At 66.4% G+C, this 15,725-nt stretch carries 16 protein-coding genes; 8 read left to right on the top strand and 8 right to left on the bottom strand.

What is annotated here, in order from left to right; all coding sequences use genetic code 11:
- Nucleotides 1-10 precede the first annotated feature (10 nt).
- The gene (locus GA0070608_RS04405; RefSeq protein WP_091622097.1) at nucleotides 11-406 is read right to left on the bottom strand and encodes a hypothetical protein; all 396 of its coding nucleotides are present in this window, start codon (nucleotides 404-406) and stop codon (nucleotides 11-13) included.
- A gap of 120 nt (nucleotides 407-526) precedes the next feature.
- On the opposite strand from GA0070608_RS04405, the gene GA0070608_RS04400 reads away from it, so the two are divergent.
- Nucleotides 527-880, top strand: coding sequence for a type II toxin-antitoxin system RelE/ParE family toxin (locus tag GA0070608_RS04400; protein WP_091622094.1), 354 nt, complete (start codon nucleotides 527-529; stop codon nucleotides 878-880).
- Complete coding sequence (locus GA0070608_RS04395) at nucleotides 877-1,176, top strand: helix-turn-helix domain-containing protein (RefSeq protein ID WP_091622091.1); 300 nt, start codon at nucleotides 877-879, stop codon at nucleotides 1,174-1,176. Before GA0070608_RS04400 ends, GA0070608_RS04395 begins: the two co-directional genes overlap by 4 nt.
- A 38-nt stretch (nucleotides 1,177-1,214) precedes the next feature.
- Here the strand turns inward: GA0070608_RS04395 and GA0070608_RS04390 are convergent, their stop codons facing one another.
- The 7 genes from GA0070608_RS04390 to GA0070608_RS04370 form a co-directional block, all read right to left on the bottom strand.
- The gene (locus GA0070608_RS04390; RefSeq protein WP_091622087.1) at nucleotides 1,215-2,111 is read right to left on the bottom strand and encodes a phosphorothioated DNA-binding restriction endonuclease; all 897 of its coding nucleotides are present in this window, start codon (nucleotides 2,109-2,111) and stop codon (nucleotides 1,215-1,217) included.
- The gene (locus GA0070608_RS04385; RefSeq protein ID WP_091622083.1) at nucleotides 2,108-5,182 is read right to left on the bottom strand and encodes a DEAD/DEAH box helicase; all 3,075 of its coding nucleotides are present in this window, start codon (nucleotides 5,180-5,182) and stop codon (nucleotides 2,108-2,110) included. Before GA0070608_RS04385 ends, GA0070608_RS04390 begins: the two co-directional genes overlap by 4 nt.
- A gap of 48 nt (nucleotides 5,183-5,230) precedes the next feature.
- A complete protein-coding gene (locus tag GA0070608_RS31875) occupies nucleotides 5,231-6,004 on the bottom strand; it encodes a hypothetical protein (protein WP_141719407.1) in 774 nt (257 codons plus the stop codon).
- A complete protein-coding gene (locus tag GA0070608_RS31870; protein WP_141719406.1) occupies nucleotides 6,005-8,197 on the bottom strand; it encodes a hypothetical protein in 2,193 nt (730 codons plus the stop codon).
- 248 nt (nucleotides 8,198-8,445) lie between these two features.
- Nucleotides 8,446-8,979, bottom strand: coding sequence for a hypothetical protein (locus tag GA0070608_RS31865; protein ID WP_141719405.1), 534 nt, complete (start codon nucleotides 8,977-8,979; stop codon nucleotides 8,446-8,448).
- 376 nt (nucleotides 8,980-9,355) lie between these two features.
- Nucleotides 9,356-10,189 (bottom strand): inositol monophosphatase family protein, encoded by an 834-nt coding sequence (locus GA0070608_RS04375; protein ID WP_091622074.1) that lies wholly within the window; start codon nucleotides 10,187-10,189, stop codon nucleotides 9,356-9,358.
- Entirely contained in the window at nucleotides 10,186-11,244 is a 1,059-nt protein-coding gene (locus tag GA0070608_RS04370; RefSeq protein ID WP_141719404.1) for a DUF5919 domain-containing protein, read from the bottom strand. Before GA0070608_RS04370 ends, GA0070608_RS04375 begins: the two co-directional genes overlap by 4 nt.
- 256 nt (nucleotides 11,245-11,500) lie before the next feature.
- Here GA0070608_RS04370 and GA0070608_RS04365 point away from each other — a divergent pair, with 256 nt between their 5' ends.
- From GA0070608_RS04365 to GA0070608_RS04340, 6 genes are read left to right on the top strand one after another with little or no spacing between them, the layout of a single operon-like run.
- Nucleotides 11,501-11,728: a hypothetical protein gene (locus GA0070608_RS04365; protein WP_091622066.1), complete on the top strand. Its 228-nt coding sequence runs from the start codon at nucleotides 11,501-11,503 to the stop codon at nucleotides 11,726-11,728.
- A complete protein-coding gene (locus GA0070608_RS04360; protein ID WP_091622063.1) occupies nucleotides 11,725-12,018 on the top strand; it encodes a cell division protein SepF in 294 nt (97 codons plus the stop codon). The genes GA0070608_RS04365 and GA0070608_RS04360 overlap by 4 nt, the downstream gene beginning before the upstream one ends.
- Entirely contained in the window at nucleotides 12,015-13,097 is a 1,083-nt protein-coding gene (locus GA0070608_RS04355) for an oxidoreductase (protein WP_091622060.1), read from the top strand. Before GA0070608_RS04360 ends, GA0070608_RS04355 begins: the two co-directional genes overlap by 4 nt.
- Nucleotides 13,097-13,372, top strand: a complete 276-nt coding sequence (locus GA0070608_RS04350) for a DivIVA domain-containing protein (protein ID WP_091622057.1) — start codon at nucleotides 13,097-13,099, stop codon at nucleotides 13,370-13,372. The genes GA0070608_RS04355 and GA0070608_RS04350 overlap by 1 nt, the downstream gene beginning before the upstream one ends.
- A gap of 60 nt (nucleotides 13,373-13,432) precedes the next feature.
- Nucleotides 13,433-14,743, top strand: a complete 1,311-nt coding sequence (locus GA0070608_RS04345) for a VWA domain-containing protein (RefSeq protein ID WP_091622054.1) — start codon at nucleotides 13,433-13,435, stop codon at nucleotides 14,741-14,743.
- On the top strand, nucleotides 14,740-15,573 hold the full coding sequence (locus GA0070608_RS04340; protein WP_245715686.1) for a peptidase: 834 nt from the start codon (nucleotides 14,740-14,742) through the stop codon (nucleotides 15,571-15,573). Before GA0070608_RS04345 ends, GA0070608_RS04340 begins: the two co-directional genes overlap by 4 nt.
- The last annotated feature ends 152 nt before the right edge of the window (nucleotides 15,574-15,725 follow it).

The raw sequence follows: 15,725 nt of genomic DNA, 5'->3' as shown, positions 1-15,725 counted from the left end.
CCCCTGGGAGTCAGGCCCGGTAGTGGCGGGCGTACGCCTCGGACCGGCCGGCGACGGAGAATCCCTCGAAGTCGCCGGTCTCCTCGCAGCCCAGCAACCACTCCAGCGCGTCGGCGGCCTCCGGCGACGGGTGCGCCGCGAGGTATGTCTTCGTCTCGACCAGGCCGGCACCGCAGAGCAACTGCACGTCGATCGAGCAGTGCGCGTCGAAGCTCGACTCCTTCGCGTCCCAGACGCGCAGGACATCATCAAGAAGACCCGCGTTGAAGAGTTGGATGCAGCAGAGCCGCATGAGCAGCGTGTCAGCTTCCCAGCCCTGCCCGCTCAGCTCGGCCAGCAACTCGCGTACCAGGTCGAGGTCGGCCGGGCGCAGGCCGTGCCGGCGGAACCACTCGTCCTCATCCACGGCCGCAGGCTACGGGTCGGGCTCGGGCCGGCCTGGCGTAGGCCCGGCGCGTCCGGAGTTGGCCCGACACGCGAGGTGGAAAGCCGGGAGCGGACTACCTCGTCTTATAGCATTGATGCTATGGCCTGGGGTAGCGTGGAGCTGGAACCAGAAGTCCGAGACTGGCTGGAGGGGCTACCGAGCGCAGACTTTGCGCGAGCCGCGTTCTATGTCGACCTGCTTGCGAGCAGGGGTGTCTTGCTCGGGGAGCCACATTCTCGACAGCTCCACGGCAAGCTGCGGGAGTTGCGCTTCTACCTTGAGCGCGATGCGGTCCGGGTGACGTACTGGATAGCCGCCGACCGGCGGATCATACTGCTGACCGTGTTTCGCAAGACCCGCATGCGGGAGGACCGGGAGATAGAACGAGCCCGGCGAGCACTTGAGCGATGCGTGGCGGAGTTGCACACCGTGAACGAGGGGGCGGAGCGATGAGTGATCGCGTCGACTGGAACGACCTGCGCGACCGCCGGATGGCAGAGCCAGGAGCTGCCGAAGCGTACGAGGCGACGCGCATTGCCTTCGAGCTCGGGCAGGAGGTGCGGCACCTGCGGGAGCGCAACGGCTGGAGCCAGACCCAGTTGGCGCGGGCCGCCGGCATGACCCAGTCCGCCGTGGCCCGGTTCGAGGCGGGCGGCACCGTGCCGACCCTGCCGGTTCTGGAACGTCTCGCGCGGGCTCTCGACATGAGGCTGGACGTGAGGTTCGCCCCGAACGCCGACGCCGCCTGAGCGCCGCGCTCTAGCTTGGCTGGCGTCCGCACCTGTTCCTATGCGGCGAGGGATTCGCCCTTGAAGACTTCCTGGCGGTGCCAGGAGATGTGGTCGGCAGCGGGGACCTGCGTGCCGGGGCGGGGCCGGAGCGACTTTCCGTGCAGGTCGTAGGTCGATCGACCGGCCGGCGTACGCGCCGTGAACGCGGCAGAGACCTCGATGCGCAGGTCGGCGTCGAGGCCCAGCGCGCCGAAGTCGAACAGCTTGTGGTGCAGCACGCAGAGAGCCAGGCCGTTGTCGGGACTGTCCGGGCCGTCGAAGGCCCACCAACGCACGTGCGCCGCCTCCACCCCGACCGTGGCGTGGCCGAGCTGACCGTCGTACCCACAGAACGCGCACTGCCGGTCCCAGGCCTGTAGCACCGCCACCCGCCAGGAGGCATCGCGCCGTCGGGCGGGGACCAGCGTGACGCCCGGCGCCTGGAGGATGTCGTCGGGGTCCAGGCCGGCAGCGGTGAGTACGTCGGGCACGATGGTGGGCGGAAAGTGCTGCTCCACCAGAGCACGGGCGACCCGCCGAACCAACTCGGGGTCCCGGCGTAGAACCGACTCGGTGTCGGTGTCGAGACGCCCCACCACGTCTTGGGCCGTCAGCGGCCCAACCAGGTCCATCGGTACGTCGCGGTTCAGTGTCCACACGCCGTCGCTGCGGAGCCGGGTGAACGGGTACGCGGCGCTCTGCGCCCGCCCGGTCTTCGACGCCGGACCGAACTCGGCAATCAGGTCGCTGAGCCGCTCCTGTGCCCGAGACCACGGCAGCTCGCTGGAACCGTCCCGGGCGAGCTGGCCGAGCGCCAGCAACACCAGCAGTGGCTTGTGCGGTGCGCGCCGGCCGCGCTGCTGATGCAGCCGCAGGGAGGTCAGCCGGTCCAACACCTCCTGTCGAGTGCTCATGCGGCGATGGCTCGGGCGGTGGCGTACACGTCGGCGGGAAGGGCGTGCGCCAGCCGCCAGACGATCCGCATGGGTCGGTCGCCGGTGTGCTCCTGGTAGGTCATCGGGCCGGCGTAGAGGTAGGCCGGCGCGCCCAGGTCGCGGTCCGCGACCCGGGTTTCCCGCACGAACAGGTGCACCGTCGATCCACGTGAAGCGTGGTGGACATACCGCTGGCCGGTCACCGACGTCGACGACGTGGTGCTCTGCGACTCCCACTGGAACAGGCTGTCGGTGATGGCGCGGTCGGCGTACATGGTGGTGGGGGAGTAGTGCTGCTCCGACTTGACCAGGGTGACGAAGAAGAGGTCCGCCTGGGCGTCGGGCAGCCACTTCACCCCCTCTCGCAACGATCCCGGGTTCGGCATGCCGAAGGCCGCGCACGCCTCGTTGCGGCTGTAGCGGGCGTGTACCCGCAGCGGCACCGCCGCCGACAACGGCTCCGGCGTGACCCGGTGGATCCGGTCGCGCAGCACTTCGGCCACCTGCCGCAGCTCGACGCAGCGGGCCGGCTCCGCCCACAGCCGTGCCAGCCGCTCCTCCCAGGAGGCCAGCGGCGCGTTCGGCCCCCACAGGTCGAAGTGCAGCATGTCCCACAGTCGCCCGGCGTCGGGCCGCTCGCCCGCCGCGACCCGGGCCAGCAGTGCCAGCCGATCCGGGTCGTCGAGGTGCAGCATTCGCCCGATGGCCCGGCCCAACTCCCGGTCGTCCGGCCCCGGGGCGGAGGCGTCCAGCCCGGCGAGCCGGCGCAGACCCGTCCACCCGCCGACGCTCGCCGACCGGTACACGTCCTCGATCTCCACGCCGGTCTCCCGCAGGAACTCGGCGAGGCTGACGTCCCCAAGGTGTCGTAGCTCCGCCAGCAGGCCGTTCTTCGACGTTGGCATGACCGTGCGCAGGTTGTCGAGCACCACCCTGCGGGCGACCGGGTCAAGCTGAATGTGACAACCGCTGGGCAGCGAGGGAAAGTCCTGCTCGACGGCGTCTTTGATCTCCCTGCGGCTGACCCCGGTCAGTGCGCGCCAGCGCAGGTCGAAGCGGAAGTTGGCGTGCTGCCCGCCGATGAAGTCGAGCACCGTCAGGCAGGGCTTGTCGTCGTCCAGGCGCAGCCCCCGCCCGAGCTGCTGAAGGAAGATCGTGGCGCTCTCGGTGGGCCGCAGCATCAGGATCGTGTCGACCATCGGCAGGTCGACGCCCTCGTTGAACAGGTCGACGGTGAAGAGCACCCGCAGCTTGCCGGCCTTGAACTCTCGCAGCAGGTCATGCTGCACGGGCCGGTCGACCTGGGAGGTCACCGCCGCCGACGGCACGCCGTGCCGGGTGAACCACTCCGCCATGAACCGGGCGTGGGCGATGCTCACGCAGAACCCGAGCGCCCGCATCCGGTCCACGTCGACCGTGTCGCGTACCGCCTTCAGCACCAGTCGCGCGCGGGCATCGTTGCCGGTGTAGAGGCCGTCGAGTTCGCCGAGGTCGTACCCCTGGCCGCGCTTCCAGCGCAGCCGCGACAGGTCAACGTCGTCGTGCAGTCCGAAATACTGGAACGGCGCGAGTAACTGCCGCTCCAACGCCTCCCACAGGTGCAGCTCAACGGCGACGCGGCCGTCGAACCACCGCCGCACATCCCGACCGTCGGACCGGTCGGGAGTCGCCGTCAGCCCCAGCAGTACGCGCGGCCGAAGCCGCTCCAACAGACGGGCGTACGTCGGCGCCTCCGCGTGGTGGAACTCGTCAACGATCACCATGTCGTACGCCTCGGGGTCGATCTCCCGCCGGTGTAGCGACTGGATGGAGGCGAAGACGTGCCGCCACCTGGTCGGGGTTTTGCCCCCGACCAGGGTCTCGCCGAAGCTGCCGTCAAGCATCACCTGCCGGAACGTCGCCAGGCTCTGAGTGAGGATCTGCTCCTGGTGGGCGACGAAGAGCAGCGAGTCGACCTGGCCTTTCCGGTGCAGGCGCCGGAAGTCCAGCGCCGCGACGACCGTCTTGCCGGTGCCGGTCGCCATCACCACCAGGTTCCGGTGCCGGCCGTGCACCTGCCGCTCCGCGTCCAGGTCGGCCAGGATCTCCGCCTGGTACGGGTACGGTCGCACGTCCAGGTTGGCGATCTGCGTGGGCGAGTCCTCGCGCCGCTCCCCGCTGAGGGCGTTGCGCAGCCGCTCGGCGTCCCTGGCGGCGTCGTAGTCCTCGAACGCCGGGTCGTTCCAGTAGTCCTCGAACGTGGCGGTGAACGTGTCGATGACGTGCGGCTGCTCGATGTTGGAGACGCGTACGTTCCACTCCACGCCGTCGATCAGCGCGGTCTTCGACAGGTTGGACGATCCGACGTACGCGGTGGTCATGCCGTTGTTGCGGCGGAACAGCCACGCCTTGGCGTGCAAGCGGGTGGTCCTGGTCTCGTAGGACACCTTGATCTCGGCACCCAACTCGGCGAGCCGGTCGAGGGCCCGCTGATCGGTCGCGCCGAGGTAGGTCGTGGTGATGACGCGCAGCTTGCCGCCCCGGGCGATCAGCTCGCGGATGGCGGGCTCGACGATCCGCAGGCCGTACCACTTGATGAACGCGCAGAGCAGGTCGACTTGTTCTGCCGACGCCATTTCGTGGGTTACCTCGTGGCCGATGCGTGGCTGGTGGCGACTGTTGACCAGTAGTGCGCCGGTGGAGAGTGGGGTGGTGGGGCGTTGGGGGAAGGCTGGTTGCGCGGGTGGGGTGGGCGGGGCGGCGATGGCGTGCAGGAGGTGTTTGGCGTCGGTTACCTGGTCTTGTGCCGTTGATGCCTGCGGGCTTTCGGCGGCTATGGCGTCGGCGATGCGATTGGCGAGTTCGATCTGGCGGTGGAGCTTGTCGTCGCCGGTGGGGACGGCGTGTAGGGCTCGGTGGGCGAGGGCGGCGATGTGACGGGCGAGGGCATCGGGGGCGTCGGCGGCATCGAGCTTGTGGTGCTGGACGAGGGCGGGATCGACGTGCTGAAGGCGGTCGGCCAGCGCATGCGTGATGAGGTGCTCGTAGACGCCCCGCTCAAGATTCGTCACCCGGGCAAGGTAACCCTCCTGGCTGACAAAAGCTGCCCTGCCGCAGGGCTAAAGACCGGTGTCGTTTTTAGGGTAAATGCTTGTAGCTGATGCAGCTGAGCCAAGTTGGTCTTTCGCATCCCTGATGACCTTAGCTTCCTCCGGAAAGCCGTACCTATGGGCTAGGGTGACTAGACTGGCTGCCAGGTCGGAACTTTGATCAGCCGTAAGGTCGTTTGCGATTCTAGCCAGAGCCTTGGCAATGACAATCCAGACCAATGACGGATCGTAATCAGATACTGCGGCAATAGTGCTTTCGGCTTCGGCGCGATCTGCAGGAGAGAGAGGGTTGTCGGGATTTCGCATTAGCCGATACGCCATTAAGCTGCCGGGGTCAGAAAGTACGACATCCTTAAAGCGAGCGAGTCGAGCAAGTTCGGTCCTCTGCACGAAGTCAGCGAACCGCTCCTCACGAACCCGCTGCCTGTAAGTCAGCGCTGTTGCGATAGTTTCTTGGTCTACCGCGAGTTGCACCTGGACCGACTGAACTCTGACGTCCTCATCGTCCAGCCAATTCCCCTCGCCAAACGTAGCATTAAGCCGAAATTCAGCGAGGTTCAGCTCTACTACATTCAACCTATATTTAGAAACAGCAAACTTGGCAGTGTCGATGGCGGCGGCACCTATTTTCGCAGCACAGATCGATTGCCCTCGCGCCTTCGTTCGCCGGAGCGAGCGGATGCAAAACGTGGCGTTGAAGAAGAGCCCGTCTTCACTGCTTGGAAGTTTTTCAACGAACTGCTCCTGTGAAGGTATCCACGACTTCCGCCATGGGATCCGCACTTAGCGCGCTCTTTCAATTGCTGACATATTGACAGGAGGCGGGGCGTCGAGCGGTCGACGGAAGGTATCGTGCACAAGGAGCTGTCGCATCGTCTGCTCAAAGAAGCCAGCAGGGAAGTTTCCACGACCCTCGGGCCAGCCATCCTTCCATCGGTGAAGAATAGCAATCAAGGTAATGCGTGCCCTAGCATCGTCGTGTTCATCCGTTAGGGGACTGGTCGCGGAGCCTAGCAATCGTGAGAGGAACTCCTGCGCGGAGGAGGATTCCGTGCCTGCGTCAAGCCATCGACACATAGTCCTTTCCGCGTCTTGAAGTAGCGGCCTTGTTTGCAGCAACTCACGCCAGCCTGTCGATATTAATTCGAACGTTTGGCTATTCCCGTCCAAGGCATACAAGAATAGACTTGGCAAGTCTTTGTCGTTCCGCAGCGCCGCCAATGCAGTAAACATTGCGACGCGCGACCCTCTACCTTGATCGTGAGCATTGAGCCTGATTCGCGCTTGCGCTACAATGTCTTTCCTCAGCTCTGGCTGCTGCCACAGATTCGTAAGCTCCGTCTGAGCGGCTTCAGCTACAGACCGATCATCATTCTGTGTCAGATTGCTTAACCTCAGCAATGCTAGTTTGGGATGAACGCGCGCGAAACCGCTACCGCATACCGTCGCAACAAGGCGAAGGAATGCAGGCGAGTGCTGACGGCCCGGCTTGGTCCAGTCCAGGAGACGATCGCGTACGAGTTTCCCTACGGTACCGTCCAGTGCTGCCGCGGTTAGCAACTCGGCTGCCACCTCTGTCAAGGTTTCGTGTTCGGCCCACCTCGTAGACACCTGGACCAGAAAATCAAGGCTGCGTGTGCGTTTCGTCCACCTCAGCACGTACGTAGCAACACGGCTGGCGATCATCGGATCAGCGCTACTCGAAGCCTCGACCAGCGCCTGCTGGCACATCCAATCTAGAAACTTGGTTTGAAGATGTTGCCGGTCCACCCAGAAATAATCCAGGACCGCATCGCCGTATCCAGGTTGGCGGAATTGGATCCGAGAGCTTTCCCCGAGTCCCGCTTCGATAGCCTTAACGAGCTGATAGATTCCTGGTCCTTGCTGTCCCGATGCTTCATGGACGGGACCGTTTATTGCGGCACTTAGCGTCGCCACAGCAGTGAAGACGTCACCTGCTGGTTTCTGCTCTAGTACAGCTGCTGCAAGCAAGAAGTCCCGCTCCTGGCAGCTTTGGTGTTTCTCATACCAGTCCGTAAGCTCGGACTGCCAGTTCCCAGCCGCAGCTAGAACCATCCGGATCTTCGCTTCGTAAACTGGGTCGGAGAACGCCCCGGATTCTTCCTTGGATAAAGACAGGGCCTCTTCAGGAAGAAGTTCCACTTCTCGAATGTTGCTCGCCCATTTGACGGCGCGCGCCGGGCTCTCTCTGCTGAGCTGACGCTTAATCCTGGCGTCCGAGAGCCAGGCAACAGATCGGTCGTGAGTCATGCTTGACGCCAATTGTTTGCGCACAATGTCAATCGGGTCAGGCTTAGGGAGATGATAGGCGATTGAGGATCCGCCGGTTGAACATTGGTTCCACAGAGTAGGCGGCATGATCACCACAAGGTATGAGCTATAGGATTCCAGTTTCTGCGCGACCGATGGCGAACTAAGAGTCCTGCCGTAGGATTCTGGAACTCGCTGATCCTCGCGCAGGTCGAGAATCCACCCGGAATTCCGTTCATGGGGTATAGCGTCGAAGCTGACGGTGTCTCCTACTTCGCGCTCTACCTCACGTAGCGTTAGGCTTCCCACGTTATTCAGGAGAGTCAGGGCGGCGTCATGTCGGCCATGATCTGCAGCGGCAATCAACACCAGTACGCGATGTGCCTGAAGCTTCGCCTCGGCCTCTTCGAAGTTATGTGGCCGAATGTAGGCGTCGACACGGTCTCGGATGTAGTCAACAGGAAGAAGGTGCTCCCTAAGCAAATTCCGCACGATATTTACTACGGAGGCAACTACGCCGTGATTGTTTACGACGCTCTGATATGTCTGCCGTGGCTGAGTTGAGGAGGGGGTTGGGTCGGACCGCACCGGTTGTTGAAGATTATGATCAACCGAGCTACTCTTTTCCATAATGCTTGCATTAGGGATTGGAGATGCAGGGTGATCGCCATCAGTTTCGATCGACTCCCTGTCGTTCAGAGCCACTGCAGGTGCTTGGGGCGGAAACTCGGCGAGCGAGAGATGCGACGTAGCTGTCGGTCGCAAGATTTCCTCGACGACCTCGGCATCGCCTCCGCTCGCGGCCGATCCGAAACGCCTGTCAAGGTCCTCCGTGGTCATAACGCTTCCGCCTTCGCCTTGGTAAGTGTATAGCCATGTGGGGGAGCCGCAGGGTCGCAGTGAGGCTTATTCTTACGGTCACTCTATTTCAGCCACGGTCTGTCCACGACACCCTAAAGGTGAGGTCGAAGATCGTCTGAGTGTGCCCCAATCATCCAACCGCCGGCCTCAATGTTCTTAGCCTCCTGATCGATGTCAGCGTTTTCCGCTGCCCTCCCTTGGGCGCCCACCATGTAGCCCGACACTGTTTCGGATCGCTGACGTACATGTGAGCCCGTCGTCTCGCGCTGTTCTCCACGGAACGTGATCCGTTGCCCGTAAGTTTCCTCCAGTAACGCGCGAAGCTGGCTTAACTGCCTTATCAATTCGCCATCGTCGGGGCGTACCCGTTCAGGGTTGCGATGATACGTTCCTAGCGATCCTGCCAGGGCTAAAAACTCTGGCCGCCTCTGCTCCAGGATGTCCATACGAGGCGTCAACGGTTCTAGCTGACTGTCTAGCAAGTTGCACTCGTCAGTCACTTCTGGTGCGGGCTCGGCGTGCTCGCTCGGTTTGCGATCAATCAGATTGGCGAGTCGATCGAAAAGGAAAGTAAAGGCTGCTCCTAATCCTGCATTCGTTACGGCCGCCACGTCGATTAAGTCCACGACACCTCCAGCAGTATCCAAGGGTTAGTCTTTTCGTCTCTTCCTTGCAGCGCGACGACAGACCACCAGCCTGCGGTCACTAGGATGCATCAGACGCGTTAAGCGGCACCGGGCACGTCACTGTCAAGTGTGCGACAGTTCGATTTTCGAAGTTGCACTACCGGCCTTGGGAGTCGAGGTGTTAGTGTCGGCTCGGCATGTCTATGATGGTGCTCTCTGTGACGACTCTGGCACACCCACCGGAGGCGGAGAAGTTTATCGAACCGGCGGTGGTCGAGGGCTGCCGGTCACGTGTCCAAACACTGTTCGACCGGCGCAGTCCTTCGATTCGTTCTTAAGTCGAAAGATCGACGGAACCCCGTCCACGTGCCGTCCATCAAGATGGATGACGGCAGCGGCTACCGCCCTGCCCGAGCGGAGGCGTTTGCAAAACTCGACGCAGCAAATTAAGAATGTCACTGGTAAAGGCAGGAGTGATGGCCAAGGTCACGGACGAATTGGCATCGTGCCTGATGCCGCTACAGTCCACTACCTGAGCACCTGCCTCGCGTGCGATGGCCACTCCGGCAGTCATGTCCCAGGGACGGTTGGAGAGGGTGAGGGCAGCATCGAGCTTGCCCTCGGCCAGCCAAGCCAGGTCTAGCGCCGCCGTGCCAGTCATCCGCACCCGCTGCACGGATTCGGCGAGCCGTGCGGTCAGCGCGAGCCGGAGTCGGTTCTTGGCTGCAGCGCCGTCGCCCACGGCGTAGTCACCGATCGCCACGATCGCCTCGCTCAGCCGGCTCGTCCCGCTCACCCGGATCGGCTTGCCGTCGACCGTTGCGCCGTCGCCCTGAGCGGCGGCGTAGCGGTTGCCGAGAAAGGGCAACTCGATGACGCCGAGGACAGCCTCGCCGTGGTGCAGCAGCCCGAGCGACACCGCACAGAGCGGGATGCCTCGCACGAAGTTTGCCGTCCCGTCAATCGGATCGAGCACCCACTGCATGTCTCCCGACCCACTCACGCCGTGCTCCTCGCCGAGGAACCCGATGTCGGGAGTCGCGACGCGGAGTAGCTCGCGGATGTCGCGCTCGATCTCGTAGTCGAGTGCGGAGGCCATGTCGCGGTCGCCCTTGACGGTCAGCGCGCCCGGCGGCTTTCGCCGCATGATCTCGGCCGCCCGCGCCACCGCCTCGATCGCAACAGGCAACAGTTGCCCGTAGTCGCTCACAACTGTTGCCCCCGTCGCCACTCCGTCTCGAAGTACTGTTCGAACACGGGATACAGCCCACCGCGAGCCTGTCTGCGCCTGACGACGAACGTGGGGGAGTCGACCCCGCGGCTCTCTGCCAGGTACGGCTGAGCGACGCAGAGATCGTCAACCAAAACCACGTTGAAGCGCAACGTGTCGTCGTAGACGGCCATCTCCATGCGTTCCTGGAGCCCATCGGGCAGCCGGTCGCGCACGCGCATGAGGGTCTCTATGTTGAGCTTCGTCAGCCCAGAGAGCTGCCCCGCCGGAAAGCCTTCCTCCACCTCGCGTGCCTGGACAGCCTGACCAGCCGGGTCGAGGAACAGAAGGCGGACGTGCGCACCGGCCTCGACCAGGTCGTGCCAGCGGCGATCCGGGTAACCCTGCGCCAGCAGGTTGAGCGACAGGCCAACGGCACGCACAGTCCTCGCGCCGCCGAGCAGTTGGTCGGGCGGCAGGTCGGTGGAGAACTCGGACCGGTTCGGGTGGACGGCGACGAGGTCACCGAACCGGTCCGTGCCCTCGCCGGCTGCGGCGGACGGGTCGAGAATCGCGGATAGCGCGAGTACGACGTCCCCGGGTGGGACCGTGCTCGTCTCCCAGTTGGTGACGTCGTCACCGGTGGGCCGCCACGTCAACGTTCGGGCCAGCACGGCGGCGAAGTCTCCGACGCTCAGACCGAGGGCCTGACGAGTCCGCGCAACCTGCTGACGCGCGGCGGCCCCAAGGTCGAGCCCGCCAACGGAGTCTGGGGCCGTCGGTTTCGCCTGATGTAGCGCCGAGGCAAATCGGCGCTGCGCCTCGTCAGCAGCCTGGGCGAGGGCGGTGTCCAGGGCTGCCTGCATTTCAGGACGGGGGTTCACGCTCTCCCCGCCGGCTTCCCACTTCGAAACGGTCCGTTGTGCCACGCCCAGGTGCACGGCGAAGTCACGGATGCTCATGCGAAGCGCGTAGCGGAGTGTTTTCGTCTCACGGCCGGTCCATCGCTGCACGGGCGTCATCGTGCCGCCTTCGATCATGTCGAGATCGGTCATCGTGCACCTTACCGGCAGCAGGTGCAGCGCAGTTACCGGCCAGGTGCAGTGCGTGGTCATTCTGGTCTTCCCGCAGCTCCGAAAGGGTGAACGCATGGCCCGGGGCGGGTGCTGGCTCCGGAGTTGCGTCGATCCCCGAACGGCACAACTCCGCTCCCGCCCGCTCCGGCGCCACTCCACCTGTGAGCAAGGGGCCCTTCCTCTACCGGATCCGTTAACAAGGGCACCCTCCTTACACACCACGCAAGGAGCTGGCGTGCCCACTCTGATCGACGACTTTCCGGTACTCACACCGGTTACCGACGAGGATTTCGCCATCGCCGTTCAGGCGGTGCGCATCCACGTGCCCGAGAGCTGGCCGCAGGGCGAGCTGTGCCGCAGCGAGCGCGTCCCGTACCCCTGCCGCCTCGCCCGCTGGGGCCGCGCCACCCTGGAGGCAGCCGGCCTCACGGAAGCCCAGGTCGAGCAGGGTGGCTGGGTATGACCGCGCAGGAGGCGGTCGGCCAGTGGCTGCGCCTCGTGGTGGCGGACGCGGAACTGTCGCCGTACCTCATCGGGGTCGACCTGGAGCGGCTCGGCGCGCACCTGGCGGCGGGCCTCGCCGCGGCCCTCGAAGGCCAGCCGACGACGGATCCGTGGCGCGGGTTCGGCCTGTCGGAGGAACAGCACCGGCGCATCGTCGACTACCTGGCCGGGGTGCTCTGGGCGCTCGACGTGCCGGACGATCGAATCGCCCGCGCCCGGCGGGCCTTCGCCGGGGAAGTGGGCGCGTGAACATCGTCGCCGCCTGGGAAGCGGCCGTCGACAAGGCCGTCGACAAGGGCGCGGACGACTTCTGGTGCACCCTGGAGGACCGCCGCCCCGGCCTGCTCCCCGAACGGGACGCGTCGCTGCTCTTCGCCGCGCTCGGTCGCCTCACGGTCGGCGGCGACGATCCCGCCGGGCGGGCGGCGCTGCTGGCCGTGCTCGGCCGCGCGTACCGCCGGCACGACCTGCTGCCGCACGCCGCGACCATCGGCGACGCGCTGCTCGCCGCGGTCGCCCGGCACGCCCGCCCACTGTGGATGCCGCAGCTCACCGACGCCTGGGAGCGCGCCGGCCGCCGCGCCGCCGAACCCGTGCGCCGCGCCGCCACCCGAGCCGGCGACGGGCCGGCCTGGTGGCCCGCCAAGGTGATCGGCCACGACCAGCCGTGCGACACCATCGCGATCCTGACCGTACGCCCCTGGCAGCGCCTGCCCCACCAGCCCGGTCAGGCGGTCCCCGTCTGCACGCCGCACCGGCCCGGCCGTTGGCGCTGGCTCTCCCCGGCCAACGCCCCGTGCCCGGACGGCACCGTCGAGCTGCACGTCCGCGCCATCGCCGCCGGCGCCGTCGCCCACCGCCTCGTCCACGACGTGCGCCCCGGCGAACTGCTCTGGCTCGGCCCACCGAGCGACGCCGGCCTGCGCCTGGACGCGTCCGCGCAGAGAGACCTGCTGCTCGTTGCCGGTGGCACCGGCCTGGCGCCGCTACGCGCCCTGGTCGAGCAGGTTGCCGCCGCGCCCGACGGCCGACGGGTGACCCTGGTCGTCGGCGCGCGCACCTTCGCGGACCTGCACGACGCGCCCAGCCTCGACAAGCTCCAGCGCGCCCACGACTGGCTGACCGTCATACCGGCCTTCAGCCACGACCCCGGCGCCGAGCCCGCCGAGCAGGGCGACGCCCTCACCATCGCCCTCGACCACCACCGCCCTGAGGATGACGTTTACGTCTGCGGCCCGCCACCGATGCTGGCCGGCGCGCGACTGCGGCTGCTCGCCGCCGGGGTGCCCGCCGACCATATCCACCTGCCGGCGGAGATGGTGCCCTGATGGCCGTCTACCGCAGCCGGCACGCCCTGCCCGGCCCGCTCACCCCGGACCGGGTCCTCGACGTCACGCTGCCGCGTACGTCGCTCGGCCGGCGCGGCTACCGGGTCGACGAGGTCGACGCCCTGCTGTGCCGCCTCGCCCACGAGTTGCGCGACCGCAGCCGCCAGCTCGACCTCACCCGCGACGAGAACCACCGCATCAAGGAGGCGCTGCGCACCTGGCAGACCCGGCACACCGAAGAGCGCTCGCAGGCCCGGCAGACCGAATGGTCCTGAGTGGAGGGCGTTGATGCCGCCCGATCAGCCACGAATGTGGCGATCACTAGGATCGGCGCCGTGATCATCAAACGACGGCTCCCGATAGTCCTGTTAGGACTGTTGGCCGCCTTCTCGACACTGGGCGTGCCCCCCGCCTACGCCGACGAGCACGAGACCGAACCCGTCGAACCGCCCAAAGTGGAGCTCGTGCTCGACGTCAGTGGTTCGATGCGCGCCAAGGACATCGGCGGGCGTACCCGGATAGCGGTTGCCCAGGAGGCGTTCAACGACGTCGTGGACGCGCTGCCCGAGACGACGGATCTCGGCATCCGCGTCCTCGGCGCCACCTACGGTGGCGACGACAAGAAGGTCGGCTGCCAGGACACCCAGCAGCTCGTACCGGTTGGCCCGGTCGACCGGGTGAAGGCCAAGAACGCCATCGCCACCCTGCGTCCGACCGGCTTCACCCCGGTCGGGTTGGCCCTGCGCGAGGCGGCCAAGGACCTCGGCTCCGGCGAGACCACCCGGCGTATCGTGCTCATCACCGACGGCGAGGACACCTGCGCGCCGCCGGACCCCTGCGAGGTGGCCCGGGAACTGGCCGCCCAGGGCACCCACCTGGTGGTCGACACGCTCGGCCTCATCCCGGACGAGAAGGTACGCAAGCAGCTCGTCTGCATCGCCTCGGCGACCGGCGGGACGTACACCTCCGCACAGAGCAAGGACGACCTGACCCGGCGGATCAAGCAGATCGTGGAACGGGCCAAGGACACCCACACCAGGACCCCGGCGAAGGTGGCCGGCACCGACGTCTGTGCCAAGGCGCCCGTGCTCACCCCCGGTGTCTACACCGACCGGGAGCGGTTCGAGGAGCACCGGTGGTACCGGATCCCGGTCCAGCCGGGGCAGGAGCTGCGGGCCTCGGTGAGCATCGGCCTGGACCGGCCGTTGAACCGGGACTACGGCGTACTACTGCGGGCCACCGCCACCGACGGGCGGGAACTGGTCCGAGGCAACGACGCTGGCAGCGGTCGTACCGACGTGCTGTCGACCGGCCTGCGCTGGTCGGGGGCGGCCGACGACGACGAGGAGGCGGAGGACGACGACAAGGGCGGCATCTTCACGGACTCGACCGAGAAGGCTCCCGAGCCCACCGTCGTCTGCCTGGTGGTCAGCAACTCCTTCTCCGCCAAGGCGGGTGCCGGTCAGGCTCCGGGCATGCCGCTCGAACTGACCATCGACGTGGTCGACGCGTCGCCCGCTCCGAACAGTCCGGGTCTCGGTCGAGGTTGGGTGCTGTTGGGCGTACTGACCCTCGCGGGTCTGCTCAGTGGGTTGATCGTTGGTTGGCTGACCCGTTGGTGGGTAGCGGTCTGGAGGACCCGATGACGATGCGGAAGGCTCCGGCCCTGATCCCGGCCCGGCGGGCGGCGGTGCTGCTTGCCGCCACCGGTATCGCCGTCGCGCTGCCGGCCGCCGCCAGCGCGCAGACGCCCACCCCGTCACCGGGGGCCGCCACCATCAACAAGGCCGGCACCTCGTTCCTCACCGCCGCCGGGATCAGTCCCGGCCAGCCGGTACGGGTCGGTGCCTCCGTGGGCGACTACCTGTACTGGTCGTTCACGGCTGCGGCGGGGGACACCCATCACGTGGCGGCCACCGTGTCGCTGCCCGCTGCGGCGAGCCGGAAGGGCGACTCCACCTGGACGGTCGAGGTCTTCGACGGGCTGCGCCGCCGGCAGGCGTGTGTCGCGGGGGCGCAGACCCCGGTGGCGTCGAAGAGTGTCGCCACCGTCGACCTCGACTGCGAGCTGCGCCAGGTGCGCTCGTGGGCCGAGCCGTGGTCGGGTGACCCGTTGCCGGGCACCTACTACGTCCGGCTGTCCGGCATCGAGTTGCCGGAGCAGGAGCTGGGCCTGCCGATCGAGGTGAGCCTGCTCGTCGGGGTGGAGTCCGACGGCGACACCAAGCCGGAGGGCGGCGATCTGAAGGAGCCCCTGGTCCCGGCGGTGAACCCGGGCAAGGTGCTCGTCGACGATCCGACCGCCAGCACTCCGCACCCGGCGGCGGCCGGTGACGAGGAGGACGGCTGGTTCGACTGGGTTCGGTGGCCGGGTCTGTCGTCCCGCTGGTACTGGACCATCGCGGGCGGCATCCTGGCCGCCGTCGCGGGTGTGGTCGGCTTCGCCCTGACCCGCCCCCGCCAGCGCATCGGCTGACCATACGCGTTGATCAAGAGGTTTGCGTCAGCCCGGAACCGGAATACTGGCGCAAACCTCTTGATCAACCGGTGGCTACCGGACCGGGTCGAACTCGGCGACCTGCGGAAGCTCTCGGTGCCGCACCAGATCGCCCCCGGGACGGCCCCGGC

This window comes from Micromonospora peucetia (assembly GCF_900091625.1).
Classification (GTDB): domain Bacteria; phylum Actinomycetota; class Actinomycetes; order Mycobacteriales; family Micromonosporaceae; genus Micromonospora; species Micromonospora peucetia.
Note: the sequence above shows the minus strand (reverse complement) of the source record. Positions and strands in the feature narration are given on the sequence as shown.